Source organism: Streptomyces sp. NPDC014891 (genome assembly GCF_043081085.1).
GTDB lineage: Bacteria > Actinomycetota > Actinomycetes > Streptomycetales > Streptomycetaceae > Streptomyces.
This window is the reverse complement of record NZ_JBIBWF010000003.1, coordinates 196,165-219,198: the sequence shown is the minus strand read 5'-3', so window position 1 is coordinate 219,198 and position 23,034 is coordinate 196,165. Positions and strand designations below refer to the sequence as shown.

Below are 23,034 nucleotides of genomic sequence, written 5' to 3'. Positions count from 1 at the left end.
ACGATCATTCTGGGGCCATGAGTGCACGACTGCGCGCGATCGCGCGGCAGACCGAGGAGATCGTCGCCGCGGGCCGCTACCGGGCCCCCGACGGCCGGACCGTCTCCCTCGCGGAGGACCTCGCCGCCGCCCTGGCCGGAACACGCCTGCACGGCCCCGAACCGGTCCCGGTCACCCCCGACACCGACCGGACCCCCACCCTCGACGTCACCGGCGAGAGCAGCCTGGCCGCCGCCCGGCGGATGACCGGCGCCGATCCCGCCCGCCCCGTCGCCGTCCTCAACTTCGCCTCCGCCCGCAACCCCGGCGGCGGCTACCTCAACGGCGCCCAGGCCCAGGAGGAGGCGCTCTGCCGCTCCTCCGCCCTCCACACCACCCTGCTCCGTGCCCCCGCCTACTACGCCCACCACCGCGAGGACAAGGACGTCCTCTACACCGACCGGGTCATCCACTCGCCGCGGGTGCCGGTCTTCCGCGACGACCGCGGCGCCCTCCTCGACGCCCCCTTCACCGTCGGCTTCCTCACCTCGCCCGCACCCAACGCCGGCGTCCTCCGGCGCCGCACCCCCGCCCTCGCCGACCGCCTGCCCGCCGCCCTCGCCTCCCGGGCCGAGCGCGTCCTGGAGACGGCCGCCGCGCACGGCTACCGGCGGCTCGTGCTCGGCGCCTGGGGCTGCGGCGTCTTCCAGAACGACCCCGGACAGGTCGCCGGCGCGTTCGCCGCCCTGCTCACCGGCGACGGCCGCTTCGCCGGGCACTTCGAGGAGATCGTCTTCGCCGTCCTGGACCGCGCCCCGGGCACCCCCACGCTGGCCGCCTTCGCGCGGGTCATCGGGGCGGCGGCCGCCTGACGTGCGGCGACCGCACCCCCGTGCCAGGCTGAAGGGATACGGACCACCGTCCGACACCCGTCACGGGAGGCACGATCGTGGGCAGGAAACAGACCCGGACGAACCGGGGAGCCCGTACCGGCGGCCATGAGCACCGCACCGGGGCGACCACGAAGGAACAGACCTCGACGGCGCCCAAGAGCGAGACGTCGATGCCCCTGGTGGAGCACGCCGCACACCGCAAGGAACGGAAGTTCGGCCACAACTGACGCGCGCCGGCCGAGCCGGCGGAGAAGCGAGGCGGGGAGCCGACGGGGGCACGGCACCCGGGTCCGGCGCCGACCGGCACCGGACCCGGTCCGTGTCCCCTTCCGCCCCGCCGCTACTCCTCCCCGCCGACGACCTTGATCTCCACGCTCGCCTCCGGCGCCCGCGGCGCCGGAGGCACCGCTGTGCCCGGCCGCTCCTGGGCGGCCGGGTTCATCGTGGCCAGCAGCTGCCGGGCCAGCCCCAGACCGGTCCCGCCCATGGTCAGCGCCTTGGCGAACACGTCCGCCATGCCGTCGGCGCCGTTCAGCAGCACCATCTGGTCCACGTTCCCGAAAGCCGACGCGCCCGCGGACACGATCTCCGGCCACTTCTCGGCCAGCTGCTGCGCGACGACGGCCTCCTGGTTCTCCGCGAGCGCCGCCGCACGGGCCTTGATCGCCTCGGCCTCCGCCAGGCCCTTCGCCCGCGTCGCCTCGGCGACCGCGAGCCCCCTGGCGTGCTGGGCCGCCGCCTCCGCCTCACCGGTGAGCCGGGTCGCCGTCGCCATGGCGGCGCTCGCCAGCTCCGTCTCCTTGGCCTCGGCCTCGGCCGCCGAGATCCGGGCGTCCCGCTCGGCCGCGGCCAGCGTCCTCGTCTCGTACGCCATCGCGTCGGCCGGCTTGCGGACCTCCGCCTGGAGCTGCTGCTCCTTGCGGTGGCCCTCCAGCTCGGCGACCCGGGTCTCCTGGACGACGACCTCCTGGCGCGAGGCCGCCTCCGCCAGCGGACCCGCCTGCCGGGCCTTCGCGGACGCCTGGTCCCGCTCCGCCTGATAGCCCGCCTGGAGGATCTCGCTGTCGCGGGTCGCCTCCGACATGCGCGCCGCTGCCTGCTGCTCGGCCTCGGTGGCCCGGCGGTTGGCCTCGGCCTGGGCGATCCGCGCGTCCCGCTGGACGGCGGCCGCGTGCGGCGCGGCCAGGTTCTTGATGTACCCGGTCGGGTCCTCGATCTCGTGGATCTGCAGGGAGTCGACGATCAGACCGAGCTTCTCCATCTCCGTGCCACAGGCCGAGCGCGCCTGCCCGGTCAGCTTCTCCCGGTCACGGATCATGTCCTCCACCGTCAACCCGCCGACGATGGCGCGGAGATGGCCGGCGAAGACGATGTGCACCCGCTCGCTCATGAGCTTCTGCTGGTCGAGGAAGCGGCGGGCCGCGTTGGCGATCGACACGAAGTCGTCACCGACCTTGAAGATCACCACACCGCGGACCTTCAGCGGAATGCCCTGGTGGGTGACGCACTCGACGGACAACTGGGTCTCGTTGAGGTCGAGCGAGAGCTTGCGCACCGCCTGCACACCCGGCAGCACCAGCGTGCCCCGCCCGGTGACGATGCGGAACCCCATGCCCGCGCCGAGAGCCTCGTTCTTGTGGTTGGAGCCGGAGATGATCAGAGCCTCGTTGGGTTCCGCGACGCGCCACATCATCTTGAAGACGATGATCAGGACGGCTATGGCGCCGACGACGGCGCCCGCGAGAATGCCGATGCCCATGGACATGGTCCCCCTTCACCGGAGCCGGTGCGGATCCGGTGAAGGGAGTGTGCGCCCGCGGCGGGCGCGGCTCAACGGTCCGGTCAACCCCCGTACGCGGCTGTGACATAGACGGTGCGTGGAGGGAGATGTTCCATGACGGTCACCACCGTTCCCACGTCGATCCGCTCCTTCGGGGAGGCCGGATGGGCGAGGAAGTGCTCGGCACCGCCCCGGATCCGGACGATCACCTCACCGACGAGACCCGGCCCGACGGTGCCGGTCACCCGGCCGAGCAGTCCCACCATCGAGGAGTCCATCGACGCGTCGTCCATGCCTGAACGGTACGTCAGATCCACTCGTCCAGAGCGGACATGAACCCGTCGAACTCGTCCCGGTGGACCGTGTGGCCCGCTCCCTTCACGGTACGGACCTCGAAGCCGCGGTCCGTCAGCATCCGGGCGTGCTCCGGCCGGACCAGCGAGCTCGGATCGGCCAGGGTCACCAGCGACGGCACCTCCGCCCGGACCGGCCACAGGTCGGCGCCCACGAACTCGGTGAGGCCGTGCGCCGACCGCTCGTCCCACGTCCGCACCGACGCCATTTCCGTCTCCACGTCCTCGTCCGGCCAGTGCGGGTTGAACGCCTTGATCTGCTCGCGGGTCAGCGACTTGCCCCGTACGAACATCTCGGCCCGGTAGCCGCAGGGTCCGGCCGCCAGGTGCCAGGCCGGGTCGGAGTACACCGCACGGGCCGGCGCGAGGCGCCCCACCGTCCGCGCGAGGACGAGACCGCCGAGCGAGTGCCCGACGGCCAACTCCGCCCCGGACGGCAGGGTTTCGACGAGATCGTCGGCGTAGTCCTGCGGACGGTACCCGGCCGGTCCCGCCGCGCGCCCGCTCCGGCCGTGCCCCCGCAGGTCCACCGCGATCACCCGGTAGCCGCGCTCCGCGAGCGCCGGCCCGACCCGCCGCCAGGTGCGGTGGTCGGCCATGATGCCGTGGACGAGCAGGGCGATCCGGTCGCCCGACCCCCACGTGGTCGTGTGCAGGAGCACGGTGCGGCCTCTCTGACGGTGCTGGGCGGACGCCGGCCGAGGGTCAGCGCACGCTGCGGACGGGGCGCACGGCGAGCGCGCCGAGTACCGACAGTACGGCGGCGATCAGGAACAGCGCCGTGTACCCGCCACTCAGCGAGACGACCAGCGAGGCGGCGAAGGGGGCGACGATCTGCGGCCCCGCGTTGGCGACGTTGAGGACGCCCATGTCCCGGGCCGCGTCCTCGGCCTTCGGCAGCACCATGGTCACCAGCGCGGTGTCGACGGCCATGTAGCAGCCGAAGCCCAGGCCGTTGACCGCCGAGAAGACCAGCATCGCGGTCCAGCTCGCCGAGACGGCCGGGACGAGCAGCGCCGCCGCGGCCAGCGCCGCCGAGGCGCCCACGAAGAGCTTGCGCCGGTCGTAGCGGTCCGAGAGCCAGCCGCCGAGCACGGTGGACACCACCATCGCGAGCGCGTTGAGCGGCATGAGGACCGCCACCGCCTCCTCGGGACTCAGCCCGGCGGGCAGCTCGGTGTGGTCCTTGAGGATGTACAGCTGGAACCCCGCCACCGCGAAGTAGCCGAGGACCAGCAGCGCGCGGCCGATGAAGGCCCACCGGAAGTCGTGGTGCCCGAGCGCGCTGCCGAAGGCCCTGAGCTGCTCCCTCACCGGCAGGGGCGCCTTCGCGGGCATGCGCCGCTCCCGGGCGCAGGCGGTGAAGAGCACGGCGGTGGCGGCGACGAGGGCCCCGAGGACGAGGTAGCCGGTGCGGTAGTCCTCGGAGAACGCGGCCCCGACCAGGGCGCCGATCGTCGAGCCGACGGGGAGGCCCAGGCCGACGGCCGCCGAGGCCTTCCCGCGGGCGCCCACCGGGACCCGGTCCGGCACCACGGAGGTGAGGGCTGCCTGGTAGACGTTCATGACCGCCTGTCCGAGGCACCAGACGATGGTCACCAGCAGGATCGTGTGGACGCCGCCCAGGAGCAGCATCACCGGGAGCGCGAGCAGGCCGCCGGCGAGGATCCACGGGTTGCGGCGGCCCGAGCGGTCGGAGAGGGCGCCCGCGACCGGGTTGAAGACGGTGGCGAAGATCGCGGATATGCCGGAGACCAGGCCGAAGTTGGCCACCTTGCCGGCCGGGTCGATCTCCTCGATCTGGAGCGCGAGGAGCAGTCCGGGGACGCCGACGTACAGGGCGTACATCGCGGTGTTCCCGGCGAACAGCAGGGCGAGCAGGCCGCGGGCGGGGCGGCCGGCCGCGGGGGAGCCGGGAGCGGGTGAGCCGGTGCCGGAGGCGGTGGAGCCGGGGGAGGAAAGGGCCACGGTGCCCTCCTGGGGAGATCGCCCGACGGGGGCGAGAGACGGATCGAACGGGTTAGTTACACGTGTCACTGACACGTGTGAGCATTGTGTAGCACTCGTTTCCGGCCATCCGCCAGACCTCGGGCCGGATCGTTCTGGAAAGATGCCGAAGCGATGAGTCAGCCAACCGAACACACCCCCGAACGCCCCCTCGGGCGCACGGTCCCGACCAGCGCCGACGTCGCCCGCCTCGCGGGCGTCTCCCGGGCCACCGTCTCGTACGTCCTGAACAACACCTCCGCCGTGCGCATCAGCGAGCCGACCCGCCGCCGGGTGCGGGAGGCCGCCGAGGAACTCGGGTACGTGCCGCACGCCGCCGCCCGGAGCCTGCGCGCCGGCCACAGCCGGATGGTGCTCCTGCCGACCTCCCACGTACCGGTCGGACCGCTCTACAGCCGCTTCTTCAACGACTTCCAGTGGGCCCTGCGCCGCCTCGACTACACCGTGGTCCAGTACGGCAGCGTCGGACTCGAGGGCGAGGAGGCCGCCCGCGCCTGGGCCGAGCTCCGGCCCGTGGCCGTCGTCTCCCTCGGCGCCGTCCAGCTGACCGGACAGGGCGTCGGGATCCTCAAGCGGTCCGGGGCGCGCGCCGTGATCACCCTCGGCACCGGACACGTCGAAGGCACCCACGCCCTCCTCATGGACCAGGGACGCGTCGGCGAGGTCGCCACCGCCCACCTCGTGGAGACCGGCCGCCGCAGGATCGGCGTCGTCCTCCCCGAGGAGCCCGGCCTCGACATCTTCTCCGGGCCCCGCCTCGACGGCGCCCGGCGCGCGGTCCGCGGCACCGACGCCACCGTCGTGCCCCTCCCGCTGCGGTACGACGAGGAGTCGGCCGGCGCGCTCGCCGGACGCTGGCGGGACCTCGGCCTGGACGCCGTCTTCGCCTACAACGACGAGTACGCGATGCTCCTGATGCGCGCGCTCCAGGACGCCGGCGTGGCCGTGCCCGAGGACACCGCCGTCGTCGGAGCGGACGACCTGCTGCTCGGCCGGCTGCTGCGCCCCCGGCTCAGCACCGTACGGATCGACATGGTCCTCGGACGCGAACTCGCCGAGCTGGTCGACCGGGCCGTCCGGGAACCCGACGTCCCGCCCCGCACCCGCTCGCTGCTCGCCTCGGAGGTCGTCCGCCGCGAGTCCAGCTGACCGGACCGCCCGGCGGCCACCCGCGGGAGCGCCACCCGCCGGGCGGCTCCGGGACACGCCGCCCGGTGGTCGTCCGGCGCTCCGGCGGCCGAGCGCATAGCGTCGGTCCATGAGCACAGTTCCGCAGCGTTTCGAGATCCTGCTGGTACCGGCCCACGTCGAGGACCGGGGCGGCGCGGCCGTGGCCGACAGCGCCGTGCGCACCGCCGTCGTGGAGGCCACCGGACGGCACGGCGAGACCGGGTACCCGATCTACGAGGGCCACGGCATCAGGGCCGACATCGACCCCGCGACGCCCACCGTGGAGGCCCTCCTCGTCGACGGCCGCGAGCTCGACTACGGCCTCACGGCCCTCGTCCGGCCCGCGCGACGCGACTGACCTGGGGCGTCCCGGCCGGAGGGGGCCCGTTGACAGCGCGGTCCGACGGGCACAGACTCGGCGCGCGCCGGGTCGGACGCCCCCTCCCGGGGCGACGGACCCGCCGCCCCGGCGAACAGAGTCGTTCCGAAGGCCACGTGGGAGAGAACCGATGAGCATCCGCGACGTCTACATCGTCGACGCCGTCCGCACCCCGATCGGGAAGTTCGGGGGCGCCCTCGCCGCCGTACGCCCCGACGACCTCGCGGGCCACGTCGTCCGGGCCCTCGTGGACCGCACTCCCGACCTCGACCCGGCCCGCGTCGACGACGTCTACTTCGGCGACGCCAACGGCGCCGGCGAGGACAACCGCGACGTCGCGCGGATGGCCGTGCTGCTCGCCGGGCTGCCGGTCTCCGTGCCCGGCGTCACCGTCAACCGGCTCTGCGGCTCCGGCCTCGAAGCCGTCATCCAGGCCGCCCGCGCCATCGCCCTCGGCGACGCCTCCGTCGTCGTCGCCGGCGGCGTGGAGTCGATGTCCCGCGCCCCCTGGGTGCTGCAGAAGCCCGAGCGGGCCTTCCCGGCGGGCCACCAGCAGCTGCACTCCACCACCCTCGGCTGGCGCATGACGAACCCCCGCATGCCCGCCGAGTGGACGGTCCCCCTCGGCGAGGGCGCCGAGCTGATCGCCGACAAGCACGGCATCACCCGCGAACAGCAGGACGCCTTCGCGCTCGCCAGCCACCGCAAGGCGGCCGAGGCCTGGGCCAAGGGCCTCTACGACGGCGAGGTCGTCCCCTGCCCGGACGTGGAGCTCACCCGCGACGAGTGCATCCGCGACGCCACGTCCATGGAGGCCCTCGCCCGGCTGAAGCCCTCCTTCCGCCCCGACGGGGGCACGGTCACCGCGGGCAACTCCTCACCCCTCAACGACGGCGCCGCCGCCCTGCTGCTCGTCGACGAGGACGGGCTGCGCGAGACCGGCCGCGAGCCGCTCGCCCGGGTCCGCACGTCCGCCGTCACCGGCATCGAGCCCCAGCTCTTCGGCCTCGGCCCGGTCGAGGCGGTCCGGCGGGCCCTCGGGAAGGCCGGTCGCTCCTTCGCCGACCTGAGGACCTTCGAGCTCAACGAGGCCTTCGCGGCCCAGTCGCTCGGCTGCCTCGCGGAATGGCCGGAACTGGACCCCGAGATCGTCAATCCGCGCGGCGGCGCCGTCGCCATCGGCCACCCGCTGGGAGCCTCGGGCGCCCGCCTCGCCGGATCGGTCGCCCACCAGCTGGCCGCGGCGGGCTCGGGCACCGGCCTCGCGGCCCTCTGCATCGGCGTCGGACAGGGCCTCGCCCTCGTCCTGGAGCGCTGACCGCCCGGACACCACGCGAGGGGGGTACGGGAGGCGCTCCCGTACCCCCCTCGCGGCGGATCACTTCTGCTTGGCCTCTTCCACGGACTTGCGGACCTCGTCCATGTCCAGCTTCCGCGCCTGCCCGATGACGTCCTCCAGCGCGGCCTCCGGAAGCGCCCCGGGCTGGGCGAAGATCGCCACGTTCTCACGGACGATCATCAGCGTCGGGATCGAGCGGATCTCGAAGGCCGCCGCCAGCTCCGGCTGCGCCTCGGTGTCCACCTTCGCGAAGACCAGGTCCTCGTGACGCTCGGACGCGGCGTCGTAGACCGGGGCGAACTGACGGCACGGACCGCACCAGGAGGCCCAGAAGTCGATCAGGACGAACTCGTTCCCGCTGACGACCTCGTCGAAGTTGTCCTTGGTGAGCTCTACGGTACTCATGCTGGTCGGCCTCCGACGTGCGTGAATGGTGGGTCCCGGCTGATTCCCGAGACGCGCACGGGAACACTGGGGCGTCATCCGAGCCTAACCACGCACGGGGGTCGGGAATTCCCTGTTATCGGCCATCAGGCCCCGTGCGCACCGCCGCCGCGGACCCGCCGGGCCGTGTCGCGCAGCCACAGCGCGCTGCGCTTGGGCGTCCGCGTCTGGGTGGCGTAGTCGACGCGCACCAGACCGAAGCGCTTGTCGTAGCCGTAGGCCCACTCGAAGTTGTCCAGGAGCGACCAGGCGAAGTAGCCGCGGACGTCGGCGCCGCGGCTGCGGGCCTCCGCCACGGCGGCGAGGTGCGCGGCCAGGTAGGCGGTGCGGTCGGTGTCCTCGACGAAGCCGCGCGCGTCCGGGACGTCCTCGTACGCGGCGCCGTTCTCCGTGACCACCATGGGCGTGCCCGGGTAGTCCCGGGAGATGCGCAGCAGCAGCTCGGCGAGGTCGTGCGGCATGACCTCCCAGCCGAGGCCGGTGACCGGCAGGCCGCCGTGCGGCAGGTTCCGGGTGACGGGCACGCCGTGGGCGTCGGTGGCGGCGCCGGCCTCGTCGGTGCCCGAGGTGCGCATCGAGCGGTAGTAGTTGACGCCGAGGGTGTCGAAGGGACTGGAGATGACCTCCAGGTCGCCGTCCCTGACGGGGATCTCGACGGAGCGGGCGGCCAGGTCGTCGATCAGGTCCTGCGGGTACCGGCCGCGCAGGATCGGGTCGAGGTAGAAGCGGAAGCCGAGGGCGTCGGCCCGGCGGGCGGCCTCGCGGTCGGCCGCGGACCCGGTGGCGGGTCCGCTGGTGCCGAGCAGGTGGGTGACGGCCAGGTCCAGGGGCCGGCGGGCCGCCGCGCGCAGCCGCCGGACCGCGAGTCCGTGGGCGAGGTGCAGGTGGTGCACGGCGCGCACCCCGTCGGCGAAGGAGCGTCCGCCGGGGGCGTGGACGCCCTCGACGTGGCCGAGGATCGCCGAGCAGAACGGTTCGTTGAGAGTGGTCCAGTGCGTGACGCGGTCGCCGAGGCGCTCGTGGACGAGCTCCGCGTAGTCGGCGAACCGGTGGGCGGTGTCGCGGGCCGGCCAGCCGCCGGCGTCCTGGAGCTCCTGGGGCAGGTCCCAGTGGTAGAGGGTGAGCCAGGGGGTGACGCCCCGGGAGAGCAGCTCGTCGACGAGTCGGTCGTAGAAGCCGAGCCCCGCAGGGTTGGCCCGCCCCCGTCCGCGCGGCTGGACCCGCGACCAGGAGACGGAGAAGCGGTACGTGTCGAGGCCGAGGGCGGCGAGCAGGGCCACGTCCTCGGGCATGCGGTGGTAGTGGTCGCAGGCGGTGTCGCCGGTGTCGCCGTTGTCGACGGCCCCGGGGACGCGGCAGAAGGTGTCCCAGATGGACGGGGTGCGGCCGTCCTCGTCGACGGCTCCCTCGATCTGGAAGGCGGAGGTGGCGGCGCCGAAGCGGAAGTGCGGGGGGAGGAGGTCGATGAGCGCGTCGTGGCGGGCGGTGACGGACGGGGCGGGGGCGGTCACGGGGTCCTCCTGGTGCCGAGAGGGCGGACGGGAAAGCGGCCCGGGCGCCCTCGCGGGCGTCCGGGCCGGGTGCGGGAGCGGGGTCAGGGCAGGCGGTGGTTCTCGTCCAGCACGACGCCGCGCTCGGGGCGGTAGAGGTCGAAGCCCCGGGTGTCGCACTGGAGGCCGCCGTTGATGCAGTGGTCGACGAGGGCCTTGAGGGTGCGCTCCTCCCACGCGTTGAAGAAGTCGTAGTGGAAGGAGTAGCCGCGTCCGCTGGCCAGCCGGACCCGGCTCATGTCGCCGTTGACCGGCCACGCCATCTTGAACTCGATCATGGGCAGGGCGACCGGGTGCGAGGCCGGGCACATGTTGTCGTTGGTGCCGGGCTTCACCACCGGGTACGCCATGTGGCTCTTGTGGTCGGGGGTGTCGAGGTAGAGGCCGTTCCAGCAGCTGGGGGCCTGCATGCGCAGGTTGAGCTGCACGTCGGGCCGGCTGGGACAGCTTGCGGGGATGTCGGTGTTGAAGAAGCTGTCACCGCACTCCCAGCCCTCGACGAAGCCCTTGTGGCTCCGGAACTCCTCGGCGGTCTGCATCGGGTTGCCGACGACGAAGCGCAGGCCCTTGGGGAAGGGCCGGACGCTCCGGTAGTCGGTGACGCCCGCCTTGTAGTAGATGACCTGCGGGCCGACGGGCAGGATCTTCTGGTCGCCGTTGTACAGCGACGGCATCCAGTAGGCGGAGGCGTCCGCGGGCGCCTTGCAGGTGGTGCCGCCCCCGTAGAGCGAGGCGGTGGTGCTGGCGGCGTTCGTGGAGGTGTTGCCCATGAACGTGTGGTCGTGGGACTTGCCGAACTGCCCCGGGTAGACGATCGGGTCGTCCGGCGCGGTGTGGGTGACGGAGCAGCCGGCCTGGAACTCGTGGTGGTAGGCCGGGGGCGGGGTGGCGGTGGACGGGGTGACCCCGGTGACCTGGGGGACGGCCGGGATGTAGCCGTCGCCGTCGGCGTCGTCGCCCGAGGCCTGGGTGGAGGCGGCCATGACGTGGCCGGTGGCGGCGCCGCCCGCTCCGTGTGACCCGTGGGCGGCGGCCGGGGCGGTCTCCCCGTGGGCGGTGGCGGCGGTGTAGGTGTCGACGGTCAGGGCGGAGACGCCCAGGGCGGCTGCGAGCAGCAGGGCGGACAGGGTCCGGCCGCGGATTCTCATCGTGTTCTCCTCGTTCTCCTCAGGGGGTCAGCTGTAGACGCCGAACTCGTGGAGCGAGTAGCCCCAGCCGGTGCCGCGTGCGGTGAGCTGGAGCCGGACGTACCGGGCGGTGGTGGCGGTGGTGATGGTGTCGATGTCACCGTTGCCCGTCGTGGTGGTGTGGATCGTCCGCCAGGCGTTGCCGTCGTCGGACACCTGCACCTCGTAGGACTTGGCGTAGGCGGGGTCCCAGACGAGCTGCAGGGTGCGCAGGGGCCTGGCCGAGCCGAGGTCGACCTGGATCCACTGCGGGTCGCTCCAGTCGCTGGCCCAGCGGGTGCCGGTGTTCCCGTCGGTGGCGTTGGTCGCCGGACAGGGGCAGTCGCCGTAGGAGGCCTGCGCGGAGGAGGCGGTGGTGGGCCGGTTCAGGGCGATGTTGGTGCCGGCGACGGGCGGGGCGACGACCTTGACGGACCTGGTCTCGATGCCGACGTTGCCGCGGCCGTCCTCGGCCTGGACGTACACCTTCCACACGCCGAGCTTCTCGGGCGCCGTGACGGCGAAGGAGCCGTTGCCGAGGGAGCGGTACGGGACGTCGATCAGGCGCTTGTCGCCGTTGGCGTAGTTGCCGCTGAGGAGGATCTTGGTGGTGACGCGGTCGCCGTCGGGGTCGCGCACGTCGGCGCGGACGGTGAACTCGCCGCCGGCCGGGGCGGATCCGGCGGGGGTGACGGTCATCCCGCTGATGACCGGCGGGGTGTTGTCGCCCGCGACGGAGCCGGTGTAGGCCTTCTTGAGGGCGTAGTAGGAGAGGCGCTTCAGGCCGTCGGGGAGCAGGTTGAACCAGACGCCGCCGAAGTCGTGCTCGATGCCGTAGTGGAAGGCGGTCGCGCCGAGGGCGACGCCCTGGTGGCCGGTGACGCAGTTCCAGGCCTTGGTGTAGCCCTCGGCCTTCTGGACGTCGGTGGGCTCCTCGGGGACGCCGTTGGCGTCCTTGGGGGTCTCCCACTCGCCGGCCGGCCCGGTCTCGGTGATGATGTACGGCTTGGTGTAGCCGCCCTCCACCCAGTCCTCGCGGACCCCGCAGATGTCGCCGTAGGCGTTCATCGAGTAGAGGTCCAGGTCGGGTGCGTTGCGCTTGTAGTACGGCCACGCGCCGGTCCACGCGTCCGTGGAGGTCACGGGGTGGTCGGGGTCGATGGCGTGGATCCGCTTGGCGACGTCGTTGACGAAGGTCGTGTACGCGTTGCGCTGGGCCTCCAGCTCGGTGCCGCCGTAGCAGTTCTGCAGGCCGAGGACGGACTCGTTGCCGACGTTCCACATGAGCGTGGCCGGGTGGGACTTGTAGGTCTCGACCCACTTGGCGAACTCGGTGAGCATGGTGCTCTTGTAGGCCGTGTCCGTCACGTAGTTCACGCAGCCGCCGGAGCCCGGGCCGCCGCCCGGCTGGAGCCAGAAGCCGTTGATCACCTTGACGCCGTTGGCGGCGGCGGCGTCGAGCAGCGGCTTGGTGCCGGCGTCCGTTCCCCAGGTGCGGACGGTGTTGACGCCCATGGACCGCACGTCGGGCATGTAGCGGGGCGCGTCGGCCATCGCGGGTCCCCAGGTGACGCCCTTGACGGTGTACGGCTGTCCGCCCACCGTCAGCCGCCAGTCGCCCTGGCCGCCGGTGACGCGGACGGCGCCGCCGGGCTCGGGCTGGGCGGATCCGCCGCCGTAGACCCGGAACTCCCAGAGCGAGTAGCCGTATCCGGTGCCGCGGGTGACGCCCTGGAGGCGCACGTAGCGGCCGGTGCCGCTGACCGCGAGCTCGTCGGTGCCGCCGTCGCCCGCGGTCACGGAGGTGACGGTGCGCCAGTCCGTGCCGTTGTCGGAGAGCTGGATGTCGTACGCCTTGCCGTAGGCGCCCTCCCAGTTCAGGACGACCCGGCTGATGTCGGTACGGGTGCCCAGGTCGACCTGGATCCACTGGGCGTCGCTCCACTGGCTGGCCCAGCGGGTGCCGGTGAGGTCGCCGTCGAAGGCGGCGGAGGCCTTCCAGGCCTCGCCCTCGGAGGAGGAGGCGGTCGCCGTCCTCCCCTGGGAGAGGAGGGTCTCGGCCGCTGCGGCGGGGGGCGCGGCCAGCACCGTGGCGGAGCCGAGGGCGGTGGCGAGCAGGGCCCCGACGGAGACGAGCGAGGCCGTCGTGCGGGTGCGGGTGCGGGCGCCGGGGCGCCGTGGGGTGGTGGGGGAGGTGGTCGGGGACATGGCGGCTCCTGGCCGGAGGGGGAGGGGGGATCGCCTTCCGGGCGGCGCGGCGGGGACTGGGCGCCGCCCGGAAGGGGTGTGGGGGGCGGGGCGCCCCGGCTGGGGGGCGCCCCGGCGGGCCGTCAGGGGAAGTTGACGACGGTGGACGGCACGGTGGAGGTGCCGGCGGGGATGGTGGACGCCCCGGTGTCGTTGATGACGTGGTTGTAGTGGCCCATGCCGCCGAGGGACACGACGAGCAGGCTGTGGAACTTCACCCCGGGCTTGACGGGTGCCTTGAAGCCGTGGTCCTGGACGATCGTCGGGTCCACGTTGTAGTTGCAGTAGCTGCCGAGGCCCCAGGCCTCGTGGGTGTTCACCGAGTCGTCGACCCGGTAGGCGGCGTAGCCCTTCGTGCTGCCGTTCTGGATGGCGGCCTGGTTCGGGGCGTCGTACGCCTTCTCGTTCTGGTAGAAGATCGTGCGGCCGCGCTCGCCGTACCACTCGACGTCGTACTTGTTGAAGTGCTCGACGAACAGGCCGGTGGCCAGCACGTCGTCGCCGTTGACGCGGACGCCGTAGTCGGCGCGGTTGGTCTCCCAGCCCCAGCCCTCGCCGTGGTCGGCGCGCCACACCCAGGTGTGGTCGATGATGGCGTCGTCGCTGTTCACGACCATGCTGGTGGTGGCCTTGCCCGCGCCGGCGCCGCCGATGCGGATGTACACGTCCTGGACGGTGGTGGGGTTGGCGGCGTGGTCCGCGGAGGAGTTCTGCGGCCCGAGCTCCAGCAGGGTCGGGGAGTTGACCGGGCCGGCGTCGATCAGGAAGCCGGCGAGGCGGACGCCGTCGACGTCGGCGACCTTCATCGCGGTGACGCCGTTGTCCGGGATGATCGTGGCGAGGCCGAGGCCGAGCACGATGGTGTCGGCGCGGTTCACGTTGATGGTCTGGTCGACGTGGTAGACGCCCGGCGTGAACAGCAGGTGCAGGCCCTGGGCCAGTGCCTGGTTGATGGTGGCGGCGGTGGCGCCCGGCTTGACCACGTAGAACTGGCTCAGCGGGATCGACGTGCCCTGCGGGGTGCCGTTGGCCCAGCTGGTGCCGCGGGCGTTCACGCGCTTGGCCGGGGCGAAGACCTTGTACTCGTTGCCGTCGAGGTAGAGGTACGGCTTCTCGCGGGAGATCGGCGTGGTGTCGAGCGTGGTGTAGCGGGGCTCGGGGAATGAGGTGGCCGGAGCGCCCTCGACGCCCGAGAAGGTCTGGTTCCAGACGCTGTTGGACCAGCCGCCGATGCTGCTCTCGCGGGTGTACCACTGCTGCTGGGAGTAGTTGCCGACCTGGCCGTCGATCTTGGAGTCGGCGATGTAGCCGCCGCTGGCCCAGCCGTAGCCGTTGGGCGCGAGGTTGAGGCCGCCCTTGACGTGCATGCGGCGGAAGGAGGAGGCCTGCGAGACGGCCCACCGGTTGGTGCCGCTGACCGGGTTGAGGGTGAGGCCCTCGGCGCCGCGCCAGAAGTTCTGGGTGGCGTTGCCGTTGAACCAGCCGGCGTCGACGGTCACGTCGCCGTTGATGGTGGTGTCGCCGGGGCGGAGCCCGAGGCCGGCTATCTGGGTGTAGAAGCCGATCTGGGCGTTGAGGCCGTTGTACGTGCCGGGCTTGAACAGGAAGGCGTGCCGGCCGTTGCCGAACTGGGCGGACTCCTGCTGCTGGAAGACCTGGTCCAGCTTGGCCTGGATGCCGGGCGTGGCCGGGTCGACGACATGCACGTTCGGGCCGAGGTCGCCGCCGCCGGGCAGCGTCGGGCCGGTGCTGTCGGTGGAGCCGTAGACCTGGAACTCCCAGAGGGAGAAGCCGTAGCCGGTGGCCCGGGTGCGGCCGTTCATCCGGATGTAGCGCCCGGTCCCGGAGAGGGTGACCTCGTCGGTGCCGCCGTCGCCCGCGGTGACCGAGGTGACGGTCCGCCAGTCGGTGCCGTTCTCGGAGGCCTGGATGTCGTAGCTCTTGCCGTAGGCGGCCTCCCAGGTCAGGACCGCGCGGCTGAGCGTGGCGCTGCTGCCGAGGTCGACCTGGATCCACTGGGAGTCCTGCCAGGCGCTGGCCCAGCGGGTCCCGGTCAGGTTGCCGTCCACGGCGGCGGAGGCGGTGAACGCCCCGCCCTCGGTGGAGGAGGCGGTCGCGGTCTTCCCCTGGGAGAGCAGGGTGGGGGCCGCTTGCGCCGTCGTGGCGGGGGCGAGGGCGAGCAGGCCGCCGGCCAGGGCGGTGACGAGTGCGCCGACGGTGGCCCGGCGGACGCGTGAGGCGGGTCGCCGGAGGACCGGCGGGGACCCGAGGGAAGACATGGGGTCTCCTCTGGATACATGGGGGAAACGTGGGAGAGCGCTCTCCCGAAACCTTGCCCGCCGGGCGAGTTGACGGTCAAGGCGTATGACACGACTTTTCTTTTGGCTTTCATTAAGTGTCGACAGCAACAGGTTCCGGCCGCCCGCGGACCGTCCTCCCACCGGACACACGGCACCGTTAAGGTGCGTGGGTGGGGAATCGAGCACCGACTCTGGAAGACGTCGCACGGGAGGCGGGGGTGTCGCGCGCGACGGTGTCCCGCGTGGTCAACGGCGTGCGCAACGTGGCTCCCGAGATCCAGCGGAGCGTCCGCGACGCCATCGACCGCATCGGCTACACGCCCAACCAGGCCGCGCGCTCCCTGGTCACCCGGCGCACCGGGACCGTCGCCCTGGTGCTCTCCGCCACCGGCCGGTCCTTCACCGCCCGGGTCTTCTCCGACCCCTTCTTCGGCCGGGTCGTCGACGGCGTCCTGCCCGTCCTGCGCCGCCGGGAGATCCAGCCGGTGCTGCTCGTCGCCGAGTCCGAGCAGGCCAGGGCGCAACTCGTCGAGTACCTGCGACAGGGCGGCGCCGACGGGGCGCTCGTCGTCCCGCTGGACGAGGACGACCCGCTCCCGTCCATGCTCCTGGCGGCGGGCCTGCCCACGGTGCTGTTCGGCCGCCCCCGCGAGGGGGAGCGGTGCGGCTACGTGGACCTCGACAACCCCGCGGGCGCCCGCCTCGCGGCCGAGCACCTCTGGACCACCGGACGGAGGCGCCCGGCCGCCATCGCCGCCCCCGTCACCGCGCCCACGGCCGGGGAGCGCTTGGACGGGTTCCGGGACGCCCTCGCGGCCCGCGGCGTGACCTCGGTGCCCGTCGTACGGGGCCGGTACACGGTGGACAGCGGGCGGCGGGCGATGGCCCGGCTCCTCAAGGACCATCCCGACCTCGACGCCGTGTTCGCCGCCAACGACCTGATGGCCCAGGGCGCCTGCCAGTACCTGCGCGAGCAGGGCGTCTCCGTCCCCGGCACCGTGGCCGTCGTGGGCTTCGACGACTCGGTGGCGGCCCGCAAGGCGCGACCGCAGCTGACCACCGTGCGCCAGCCGGTGGAACGCATGGCCGCCGCGATGGCCACGCTGCTGGTCGAACAGCTCGACGGCACCCGCACCGAGCCGGCCTCCGAGGTCTTCGCACCGGTCCTGGTCGTCCGCGAGTCCGCCTGACGGCCGCGGCGCGAGGGACCTGCGGCACGGGGACACGCCGGAAGGCCGCCCCGGGGATGCGGGGCGGCCTTCCGGAGGTGCGGGGCGGGCGGGGTCAGTTCCCGTGGGCCTGCCGGTGGGCGCGGACGAGCTCCGCGTACCGCCGGCCGCTCGTCTTCACGGTCCGGCGCTGCGTCGCGTAGTCGACGTGGACGAGGCCGAAGCGCTTGTCGTAGCCGTAGGCCCACTCGAAGTTGTCGAGCAGGGACCAGGCGTAGTACCCGGCGAGCGGCGCGCCCTTGCGCAGGGCCCGGGCGCAGGCCGCGAGGTGCTGCTCCAGGTAGCGGGTGCGCTCGGGGTCGTGGACCGCGCCGTCGGGGCCGACGGTGTCGGGGAAGGCCGAGCCGTTCTCGGTGACGTACAGCTTGCGCACGCCGTAGTCCTCGGTGAGGCGCAGCAGGAAGGCCTCCAGGCCGCCCGCGTCGATCTGCCAGTCCATGCCGGTGCGGGGCACCTCGGGCAGCCGCACCTCGCGGGCGTACGGGACGGGGCCGGTCGGGTCGTCGGCGACGGTGACCGGGAAGTAGTAGTTGAGGCCGTGCCAGTCCAGGGGGGCCGCGATGGCCTCCAGGTCCCCGGGCCGCTCCGGCAGTTCGACCCCGTACAACTCGCGCATGTCGGTCGGGAAGCCGCGGCCGTAGACCGGGTCCAGCCACCAGCGGTTGGTGTGGCCGTCGGCGCGGGCGGCGGCGGCGATGTCCTCGGGCCGGGTGGAGGCCGGCGCGACGGTGGAGTGGTTGGTGACCAGGCCGACCTGGGCCCCGGGCGCGGCGGCGCGGACGGCCTGGGTGGCGAGGCCGTGCGCGAGGAGGAGGTGGTACGAGGCGCGGACGGCGGCGGTGAGGTCGGTGAGGCCGGGGGCCATCCGGCCCTCCAGGTGACCGATCCAGCCGGAGCAGAGCGGTTCGTTGAGGGTCGCCCACTGGGTGACCCGGTCGCCGAGGCGTTCGGCGACGACGGAGGCGTAGGCGGCGAGGTGTTCGGCGGTGGCCCGCTCGGTCCAGCCGCCGCGGCTGTCCCGCACCCGGTCCTGGAGGGCCTGCGGCAGGTCCCAGTGGTAGAGGGTGACGGAGGGCGTGATGCCGGCGTCGAGGAGTCCGTCGACGAGCCGGTCGTAGAAGTCGAGGCCGGCGGCGTTGACGGGGCCGTCGCCGCCGGGGACCACGCGGGGCCAGGCGACGGAGAGCCGGTAGGCGTCGGTGCCGAAGCCCTTCATCAGGGCGATGTCCTCGGGCCAGCGGTGGTAGTGGTCGCAGGCGGTGTCGCCGTGGTCGCCGTTGTCGACGGCGCCCGGGACGCGGGAGAAGGTGTCCCAGATCGACGGGGCCCGGCCGTCCTCGGCGACGGCGCCCTCGATCTGGTAGGCGGAGGTCGCCGTGCCCCAGGAGAAGTCCGGCGGGAAGGCCTCCAGGTCGAGCGCGGTGCGGGAATCGGCGGAGCCGGGGGAGACGGACACGGGGAACCTCTTCGTGATGGGTGTGGAGAGGGGCGTCACTTGACCGCACCTGCGGTGAGGCCGGCGACGAGATAGCGCTGGAGGAGCAGGAAGCCGACGACGACGGGGACGCTCACCACGAGGGAGGCGGCCATCACCTGGTTCCAGTAGACGTCGTTCTGGGTGGCGTACCCCTGGAGGCCGACGGCGAGGGTGCGGGTGGTGTCGTTGGTCATGACGGAGGCGAAGAGGACCTCGCCCCAGGCGGTCATGAAGGCGTAGACGGCCACGGCGATGATGCCGGGGGACGCGGCGGGGACGATGACGCGGAACAGCGCGCTGATCGGTCCGCAGCCGTCGACCTTGGCGGCCTCGTCGAGCTCGCGCGGGATCGAGTCGAAGTAGCCGGTGAGCATCCAGATGGAGAACGGCAGCGAGAAGGTCAGATAGGTGAGGATCAGGCCTTCGCGGGAGCCGAAGAGGGCGATGCCGGTGGCGTTGCCGATGTTGACGTAGATGAGGAAGAGCGGCAGCAGGAAGAGGATGCCGGGGAACATCTGGGTGGAGAGGACCGTCACGGTGAAGACCCGCTTGCCCCGGAAGGTGTAGCGGCTGACGGCGTACGCGGCGAAGATCGCGACCACCACCGAGAACACCGTGGCCGCGCCGGCGACCACGATCGAGTTCACGAAGTAGTCGGCGAGCGGGACGGTCTCCCAGATGTCGAAGTAGGGCCGCAGCGTGAGCCCGGACGGGATCCACTCGAACTTCCCCGAGACGTCCGCGAGGGGCTTCAGGGAGCTGGAGATCATCACGTACACCGGCAGCACCACGAAGGCGGTGAGCAGGGTGAGGAAGATCCGCCGGGTCCACAGGAACGAGCGGGGCGCCGCCATGGGGGAGCGGCCGGGGCGCGGGCGCGGAGCCGCGTGCCGGGAGGTGTGCTCAGACATCGGCTGCCTTCCTTCCGCGGCTGGTGAGCAGGAGGTAGACGCCCGTGACGACGAGGAGGAAGAGCAGCAGCAGGACGGACATGGCCGAGCCGGTGCCGAAGTTCCACGTCTGGAAGGACGACTGGTAGATGTGGAGCGAGATCAGGTCGGCGGCCTCGGGCGCGGCCTTCCCGAAGAGCACGAACGGCGTGTTGAAGTCGTTGAAGGTCCAGAGGAAGAGCACGAGGACGAGGACCTGGTTGACGGAGCGCAGCGACGGCAGGGTGATGTGCCGGATCTGCTTCCACACGCCGGCCCCGTCGAGGGCCGCCGCCTCGTACATGTCGCGGGGGATGTTCTGGAGCCCCGCCATGACGGTGAGGAAGGCGAACGGCCAGCCCTTCCAGACGGAGACGACGAGCAGGGCCCAGAAGCTGTTGTCCCCGATGAGCCAGAAGGCGGGGCTGTCGCCGATGCCGAGCTGGTCGTGGAGGACGTGGTTGACCAGGCCGTTGTCCCTCTGGAACATGAACGCCCAGGTGATGACGGCCGCGTAGACGGGCAGGGCGTACGGGACGAGGAACAGGGTCCGCAGGAAGCCCCGGCCGCGGAAGTTCTCCTGGAGGAAGATCGCGGCGGCGGTCCCGAGGAGCCAGCACAGTCCCACGGACAGGACGGTGAACAGACACGTCGTCAGGAAGGACTTCAGGAGCGCCTGCCCGACGGGGGCGTCGAAGTCGATCGCGACGGAGTAGTTGTCCAGGCCCGACCAGGGAGCCTCGTTCCAGTTCCGGATGTAGAACTGCGTGAGCTCCTTGAAGCTCATGGCGATGCCCATGAGCATCGGTACGAGGTGGACGAGGAGTTCGAGGAGCAGGGCGGGCAGGAGCAGCAGGTAGGGCAGTGCGATGCGGCGACGCCCGGAGCGGCGTGGTGCGCGTGCCTCTCCGGGTGTGGCCTTGCGCACCGCCGGCTCGGTCGGGTGAGCGACGGCGGTCTCGGTCATGGTGGGGCTGCCTACTTCTTGGGCATCTGCTGCTGGGCCTTGGCGAGCTTGGCCTTCACGGACTCCGTGGTGACCGGCCGGCCGGCGGCGGCGTCGGCGAACAGCTCCTTGACCGCGGTGCCCACGACCGTCTCGAACTGGGACTCCTCGGGGACCTGCGGCAGGGCGGCGGCGCTGGTGGCGAGGGTGTCGCGGATGACGGTGAGCGACGGGGCGGCGAAGGCGGCGTCCTTCTGCGCGCCCTTGACCGGCGGGACGGAGCCGTACGCCTTGTTGAGGACGATCTGCTCCTCGTCGCTCGTCATGTACTTCACGAACTTCAGGGCGCCGTCGAGGTTCTTGGTGTTCTTGAAGACGGCCATGTTGATGCCGGCGACCATGGAGTTGGTCTGGGCGCCCTGGCCGGGCTTGCCGGACGCGACCGGGGCGGGGGCCACGCCCCACTCCTCGGGGCCCATGCCCTGCGCGGAGAAGGTCTGCTGCGGGGTCTGCCACAGGACCATGCCGGTCTTGTTCTTGGCGAAGTCGCTGAGGGACTGGTTCTGCGCGTACTCGGCGTTGCCGGGGGCGACGATCTTCTGGGCGGCCATCAGGTCGATGTACTGCTTGACGGCGGCGACGGCCCCGTCGGAGGTGAAGTCGGGCTTGCCGTCGGCGGTGAAGAAGTCGGCGCCGTGCTGCTTGCCGAGGACGAACACCTGGTGGATGTTGTTGGAGAGGTTGGAGCCCTCGACCCCGATGCCCGCGTTGCCGCCCTTGGTGAGCTTCTTGCCGGCGGCGATCACCTCGTCCCAGGTGGCCGGCGGCTTGGCTATGCCGGCCTCCTTGAACATCTTCTTGTTGTAGTAGAGCGCGTAGGCCATCGAGTAGAGCGGGACGGCGGCCGGGTCCTGGCCCGGGACGCCGGTGGAGCCGAGCGCGGACTCGACGAACCGGTCCCGGCCGCCGATGGCCTCCAGGTTCTTCGCGTCCCAGGGCAGGAGTGCGCCGGTGGACTGGAGCGAGGCGCTCCAGGTGTTGCCGATGTTGAGGATGTCCGGCCCCTGGCCGGAGGTGGTCGCGGTGAGGATCCGGTTGAGCAGGTCGGACCACGGGATCACCTCCAGCTTGACCTTGATCCCGGTCTCCTTCTCGAACTGGTCGAGCTCGGGCTGCAGGACCTTCTTGTCGACCTCCAGGCTGGCGCCCTGGTTGGAGGCCCAGTAGGTGAGGGTCTTCGGCGACGACTCGGTCGCCTCGCCGCCGCCGCAGGCGGTGGCGGTGAAGGCGAGGGAGAGGGTGACGACACCGGTGACAGCGGCTCTGACTCTGCGCATGGCTCCTGGGCCCTTTCAGGGACGAGGGGGCGTGCCGATGAGGGTGGGCTTCTGGGCGCCTCGCCGTAACATCGGCTTAATTTAGGATGTGAGTTAAACCCCATGAGAAGGTCGCGTCAAGGCCTGTGCTGCGGGTATGTTGCAACGAACGACTTCAGAGACGGGGACCCACGTGCACGCGAGAACTGGCCGTACGGTGCGTGACCTGCGGCGCGAGAACCGCACCGCGGTTCTGCGCAGGCTGTACTTCGAAGGACCGATGAGCCGCCTCACGCTCGGCCCGGCGACCGGCCTCAGCTCGGGATCCGTCAGCAACGTGGTGGCCGAACTCGTCGCCGACGGACTCGTGGAGGAGGCCGGCAGCGTCGACTCGGCCGGCGGGCGCCCCCGCACCCTCGTCCGGATCGCCCCCTCCAGCGGCTTCATGATCGGCGTCGACATCGGCGAGACCCGGGTCAGGATCGAGCTGTTCGACCTCACCCTCACCGAACTGGCGCGCACCGAGCGCCCGTTGGCCTGCTCCGGGCCCCGCACGGCCCGTTACGACGTCGACCTGGTCGTCGGTCATCTCCGGGACGGCATCGCGGAGGTGCTGCGCCTCGCCGAGGTGCCCGCCGACCGCCTCATCGGCGTCGGCGTCGGGGTGCCCGGCATCGTGGCCCGGGACGCCGGGGACGGCGCGGTCGTCCACGGCCAGACCGTCGGCTGGGACGCCGTCCCCTTCGAGCGCCTGCTCCGCGCGGCCGTCGACCTGCCGGAGTCCGTTCCGTACTGGATCGACAACGGCGCCAAGACCCTCGGGCAGGCCGAGATGTGGTTCGGCGCCGGGCGCGGGGCGCGCAGCGCGGTGGTGGTCCTCTTCGGCTCGGGTGTCGGCGCGTGCGTGGTCACCGATCCGATGGGGCCGGGCCGGGCGATCGAGTGGGGTCATCTGACCGTGGGTGTGCGGGGGCGGCGCTGCCGCTGCGGGGCGCAGGGCTGCTTGGAGGCGTACGCCGGGGCGGAGGCGCTTCTCGAGCGGTGGCGGGAGGCGGGCGGGGTGCCGCCGGCGGGCGCGGACGAGGAGACGGCGCTGACCGCGATGCTCGCCGCGGCGTATCCGGCGGAGCCGGGGACGGAGCCCGACGCGACGGCGCTCGCGGTCCTGGCCGAGACCGCCGAGTACCTCGGCGCCGGCTTCGCCGACCTCATCAACCTCTTCCAGCCCGAACGGATCCTCGTCGGCGGCTGGGCCGGCCTCCAGCTCGGCACCCGCTTCCTGGAGACCGTCACCGGCTACGCGCGGGACTACGCCCTCACCTACCCGGCCAGCCGGACCGGCATCGGACTCGGCACCCTCGGCCCGGAGGCGGTCACCGTCGGCGCGGCCCTGCTGCCGCTGGTCGACTTCTTCGCGCAGGGCGGCCGGCGCCCCGAGCGGGAGCCCGCCGTCCCCGCGCCCGCCTGGCAGTCCGCCCTCCAGGACCGCGTCTCCACCTGAGCCGGAACCCGTCCCCGCCCCGGCGTATC

General features: G+C 72.4%; 20 protein-coding genes. 7 read left to right on the top strand and 13 right to left on the bottom strand.

What is annotated here, in order from left to right; translation table 11 throughout:
• The first annotated feature begins 17 nt into the window (after positions 1–17).
• Positions 18–851: a TIGR02452 family protein gene (locus ACF09E_RS09325; RefSeq protein WP_392204590.1), complete on the top strand. Its 834-nt coding sequence runs from the start codon at positions 18–20 to the stop codon at positions 849–851.
• A 77-nt stretch (positions 852–928) separates the two neighbouring features.
• Positions 929–1,099, top strand: coding sequence for a hypothetical protein (locus ACF09E_RS09320; RefSeq protein WP_392204589.1), 171 nt, complete (start codon positions 929–931; stop codon positions 1,097–1,099).
• A gap of 113 nt (positions 1,100–1,212) precedes the next feature.
• On the opposite strand, the gene ACF09E_RS09315 is transcribed toward ACF09E_RS09320, so the two are convergent.
• From ACF09E_RS09315 to ACF09E_RS09300, 4 genes are all read right to left on the bottom strand, one after another.
• Positions 1,213–2,631 carry a flotillin family protein gene (locus ACF09E_RS09315; RefSeq protein WP_392204588.1) on the bottom strand — a complete coding sequence of 473 codons (1,419 nt, stop codon included), beginning with the start codon at positions 2,629–2,631 and terminating at the stop codon, positions 1,213–1,215.
• Positions 2,632–2,714: 83 nt separating this feature from the next.
• Positions 2,715–2,945 (bottom strand): hypothetical protein, encoded by a 231-nt coding sequence (locus ACF09E_RS09310; RefSeq protein ID WP_361849883.1) that lies wholly within the window; start codon positions 2,943–2,945, stop codon positions 2,715–2,717.
• 14 nt (positions 2,946–2,959) lie between these two features.
• A complete protein-coding gene (locus ACF09E_RS09305) occupies positions 2,960–3,667 on the bottom strand; it encodes an alpha/beta fold hydrolase (protein ID WP_392204587.1) in 708 nt (235 codons plus the stop codon).
• A 43-nt stretch (positions 3,668–3,710) separates the two neighbouring features.
• A complete protein-coding gene (locus ACF09E_RS09300; protein WP_392204586.1) occupies positions 3,711–4,973 on the bottom strand; it encodes an MFS transporter in 1,263 nt (420 codons plus the stop codon).
• Positions 4,974–5,126: 153 nt separating this feature from the next.
• Here ACF09E_RS09300 and ACF09E_RS09295 point away from each other — a divergent pair, with 153 nt between their 5' ends.
• The 3 genes from ACF09E_RS09295 to ACF09E_RS09285 all read left to right on the top strand — a co-directional run bounded on the left by ACF09E_RS09295 (position 5,127) and on the right by ACF09E_RS09285 (position 7,879).
• The gene (locus tag ACF09E_RS09295; protein ID WP_392204585.1) at positions 5,127–6,161 is read left to right on the top strand and encodes a LacI family DNA-binding transcriptional regulator; all 1,035 of its coding nucleotides are present in this window, start codon (positions 5,127–5,129) and stop codon (positions 6,159–6,161) included.
• A gap of 109 nt (positions 6,162–6,270) precedes the next feature.
• The gene (locus ACF09E_RS09290) at positions 6,271–6,540 is read left to right on the top strand and encodes a hypothetical protein (protein WP_392204584.1); all 270 of its coding nucleotides are present in this window, start codon (positions 6,271–6,273) and stop codon (positions 6,538–6,540) included.
• Between the two features lie 151 nt (positions 6,541–6,691).
• A complete protein-coding gene (locus tag ACF09E_RS09285; protein WP_392204583.1) occupies positions 6,692–7,879 on the top strand; it encodes a thiolase family protein in 1,188 nt (395 codons plus the stop codon).
• Between the two features lie 60 nt (positions 7,880–7,939).
• On the opposite strand, the gene trxA is transcribed toward ACF09E_RS09285, so the two are convergent.
• From trxA to ACF09E_RS09260, 5 genes are all read right to left on the bottom strand, one after another.
• Positions 7,940–8,305, bottom strand: a complete 366-nt coding sequence (trxA, locus tag ACF09E_RS09280; RefSeq protein WP_361849873.1) for a thioredoxin — start codon at positions 8,303–8,305, stop codon at positions 7,940–7,942.
• A 125-nt stretch (positions 8,306–8,430) separates the two neighbouring features.
• Entirely contained in the window at positions 8,431–9,855 is a 1,425-nt protein-coding gene (locus ACF09E_RS09275) for a GH1 family beta-glucosidase (protein WP_392204582.1), read from the bottom strand.
• 83 nt (positions 9,856–9,938) lie between these two features.
• On the bottom strand, positions 9,939–11,042 hold the full coding sequence (locus ACF09E_RS09270; RefSeq protein ID WP_392204581.1) for a DUF1996 domain-containing protein: 1,104 nt from the start codon (positions 11,040–11,042) through the stop codon (positions 9,939–9,941).
• A gap of 27 nt (positions 11,043–11,069) precedes the next feature.
• Positions 11,070–13,268 carry a discoidin domain-containing protein gene (locus tag ACF09E_RS09265; protein ID WP_392204580.1) on the bottom strand — a complete coding sequence of 733 codons (2,199 nt, stop codon included), beginning with the start codon at positions 13,266–13,268 and terminating at the stop codon, positions 11,070–11,072.
• A gap of 122 nt (positions 13,269–13,390) precedes the next feature.
• Positions 13,391–15,586 (bottom strand): discoidin domain-containing protein, encoded by a 2,196-nt coding sequence (locus ACF09E_RS09260; RefSeq protein ID WP_392204579.1) that lies wholly within the window; start codon positions 15,584–15,586, stop codon positions 13,391–13,393.
• Positions 15,587–15,777: 191 nt separating this feature from the next.
• On the opposite strand from ACF09E_RS09260, the gene ACF09E_RS09255 reads away from it, so the two are divergent.
• A complete protein-coding gene (locus ACF09E_RS09255; protein ID WP_392204578.1) occupies positions 15,778–16,797 on the top strand; it encodes a LacI family DNA-binding transcriptional regulator in 1,020 nt (339 codons plus the stop codon).
• 94 nt (positions 16,798–16,891) lie between these two features.
• On the opposite strand, the gene ACF09E_RS09250 is transcribed toward ACF09E_RS09255, so the two are convergent.
• Genes ACF09E_RS09250 through ACF09E_RS09235 form a run of 4 tightly spaced genes read right to left on the bottom strand, consistent with a single transcriptional unit; the run spans position 16,892 to position 21,525 of the window.
• Positions 16,892–18,292: a GH1 family beta-glucosidase gene (locus ACF09E_RS09250; RefSeq protein WP_392204577.1), complete on the bottom strand. Its 1,401-nt coding sequence runs from the start codon at positions 18,290–18,292 to the stop codon at positions 16,892–16,894.
• Positions 18,293–18,327: 35 nt separating this feature from the next.
• The gene (locus tag ACF09E_RS09245; protein WP_361861951.1) at positions 18,328–19,167 is read right to left on the bottom strand and encodes a carbohydrate ABC transporter permease; all 840 of its coding nucleotides are present in this window, start codon (positions 19,165–19,167) and stop codon (positions 18,328–18,330) included.
• 49 nt (positions 19,168–19,216) lie between these two features.
• Positions 19,217–20,209, bottom strand: a complete 993-nt coding sequence (locus tag ACF09E_RS09240) for a sugar ABC transporter permease (RefSeq protein WP_361861945.1) — start codon at positions 20,207–20,209, stop codon at positions 19,217–19,219.
• 11 nt (positions 20,210–20,220) lie between these two features.
• The gene (locus ACF09E_RS09235) at positions 20,221–21,525 is read right to left on the bottom strand and encodes an ABC transporter substrate-binding protein (RefSeq protein ID WP_392204576.1); all 1,305 of its coding nucleotides are present in this window, start codon (positions 21,523–21,525) and stop codon (positions 20,221–20,223) included.
• A 172-nt stretch (positions 21,526–21,697) separates the two neighbouring features.
• On the opposite strand from ACF09E_RS09235, the gene ACF09E_RS09230 reads away from it, so the two are divergent.
• Positions 21,698–23,005, top strand: coding sequence for an ROK family protein (locus ACF09E_RS09230; RefSeq protein WP_392204575.1), 1,308 nt, complete (start codon positions 21,698–21,700; stop codon positions 23,003–23,005).
• The last annotated feature ends 29 nt before the right edge of the window (positions 23,006–23,034 follow it).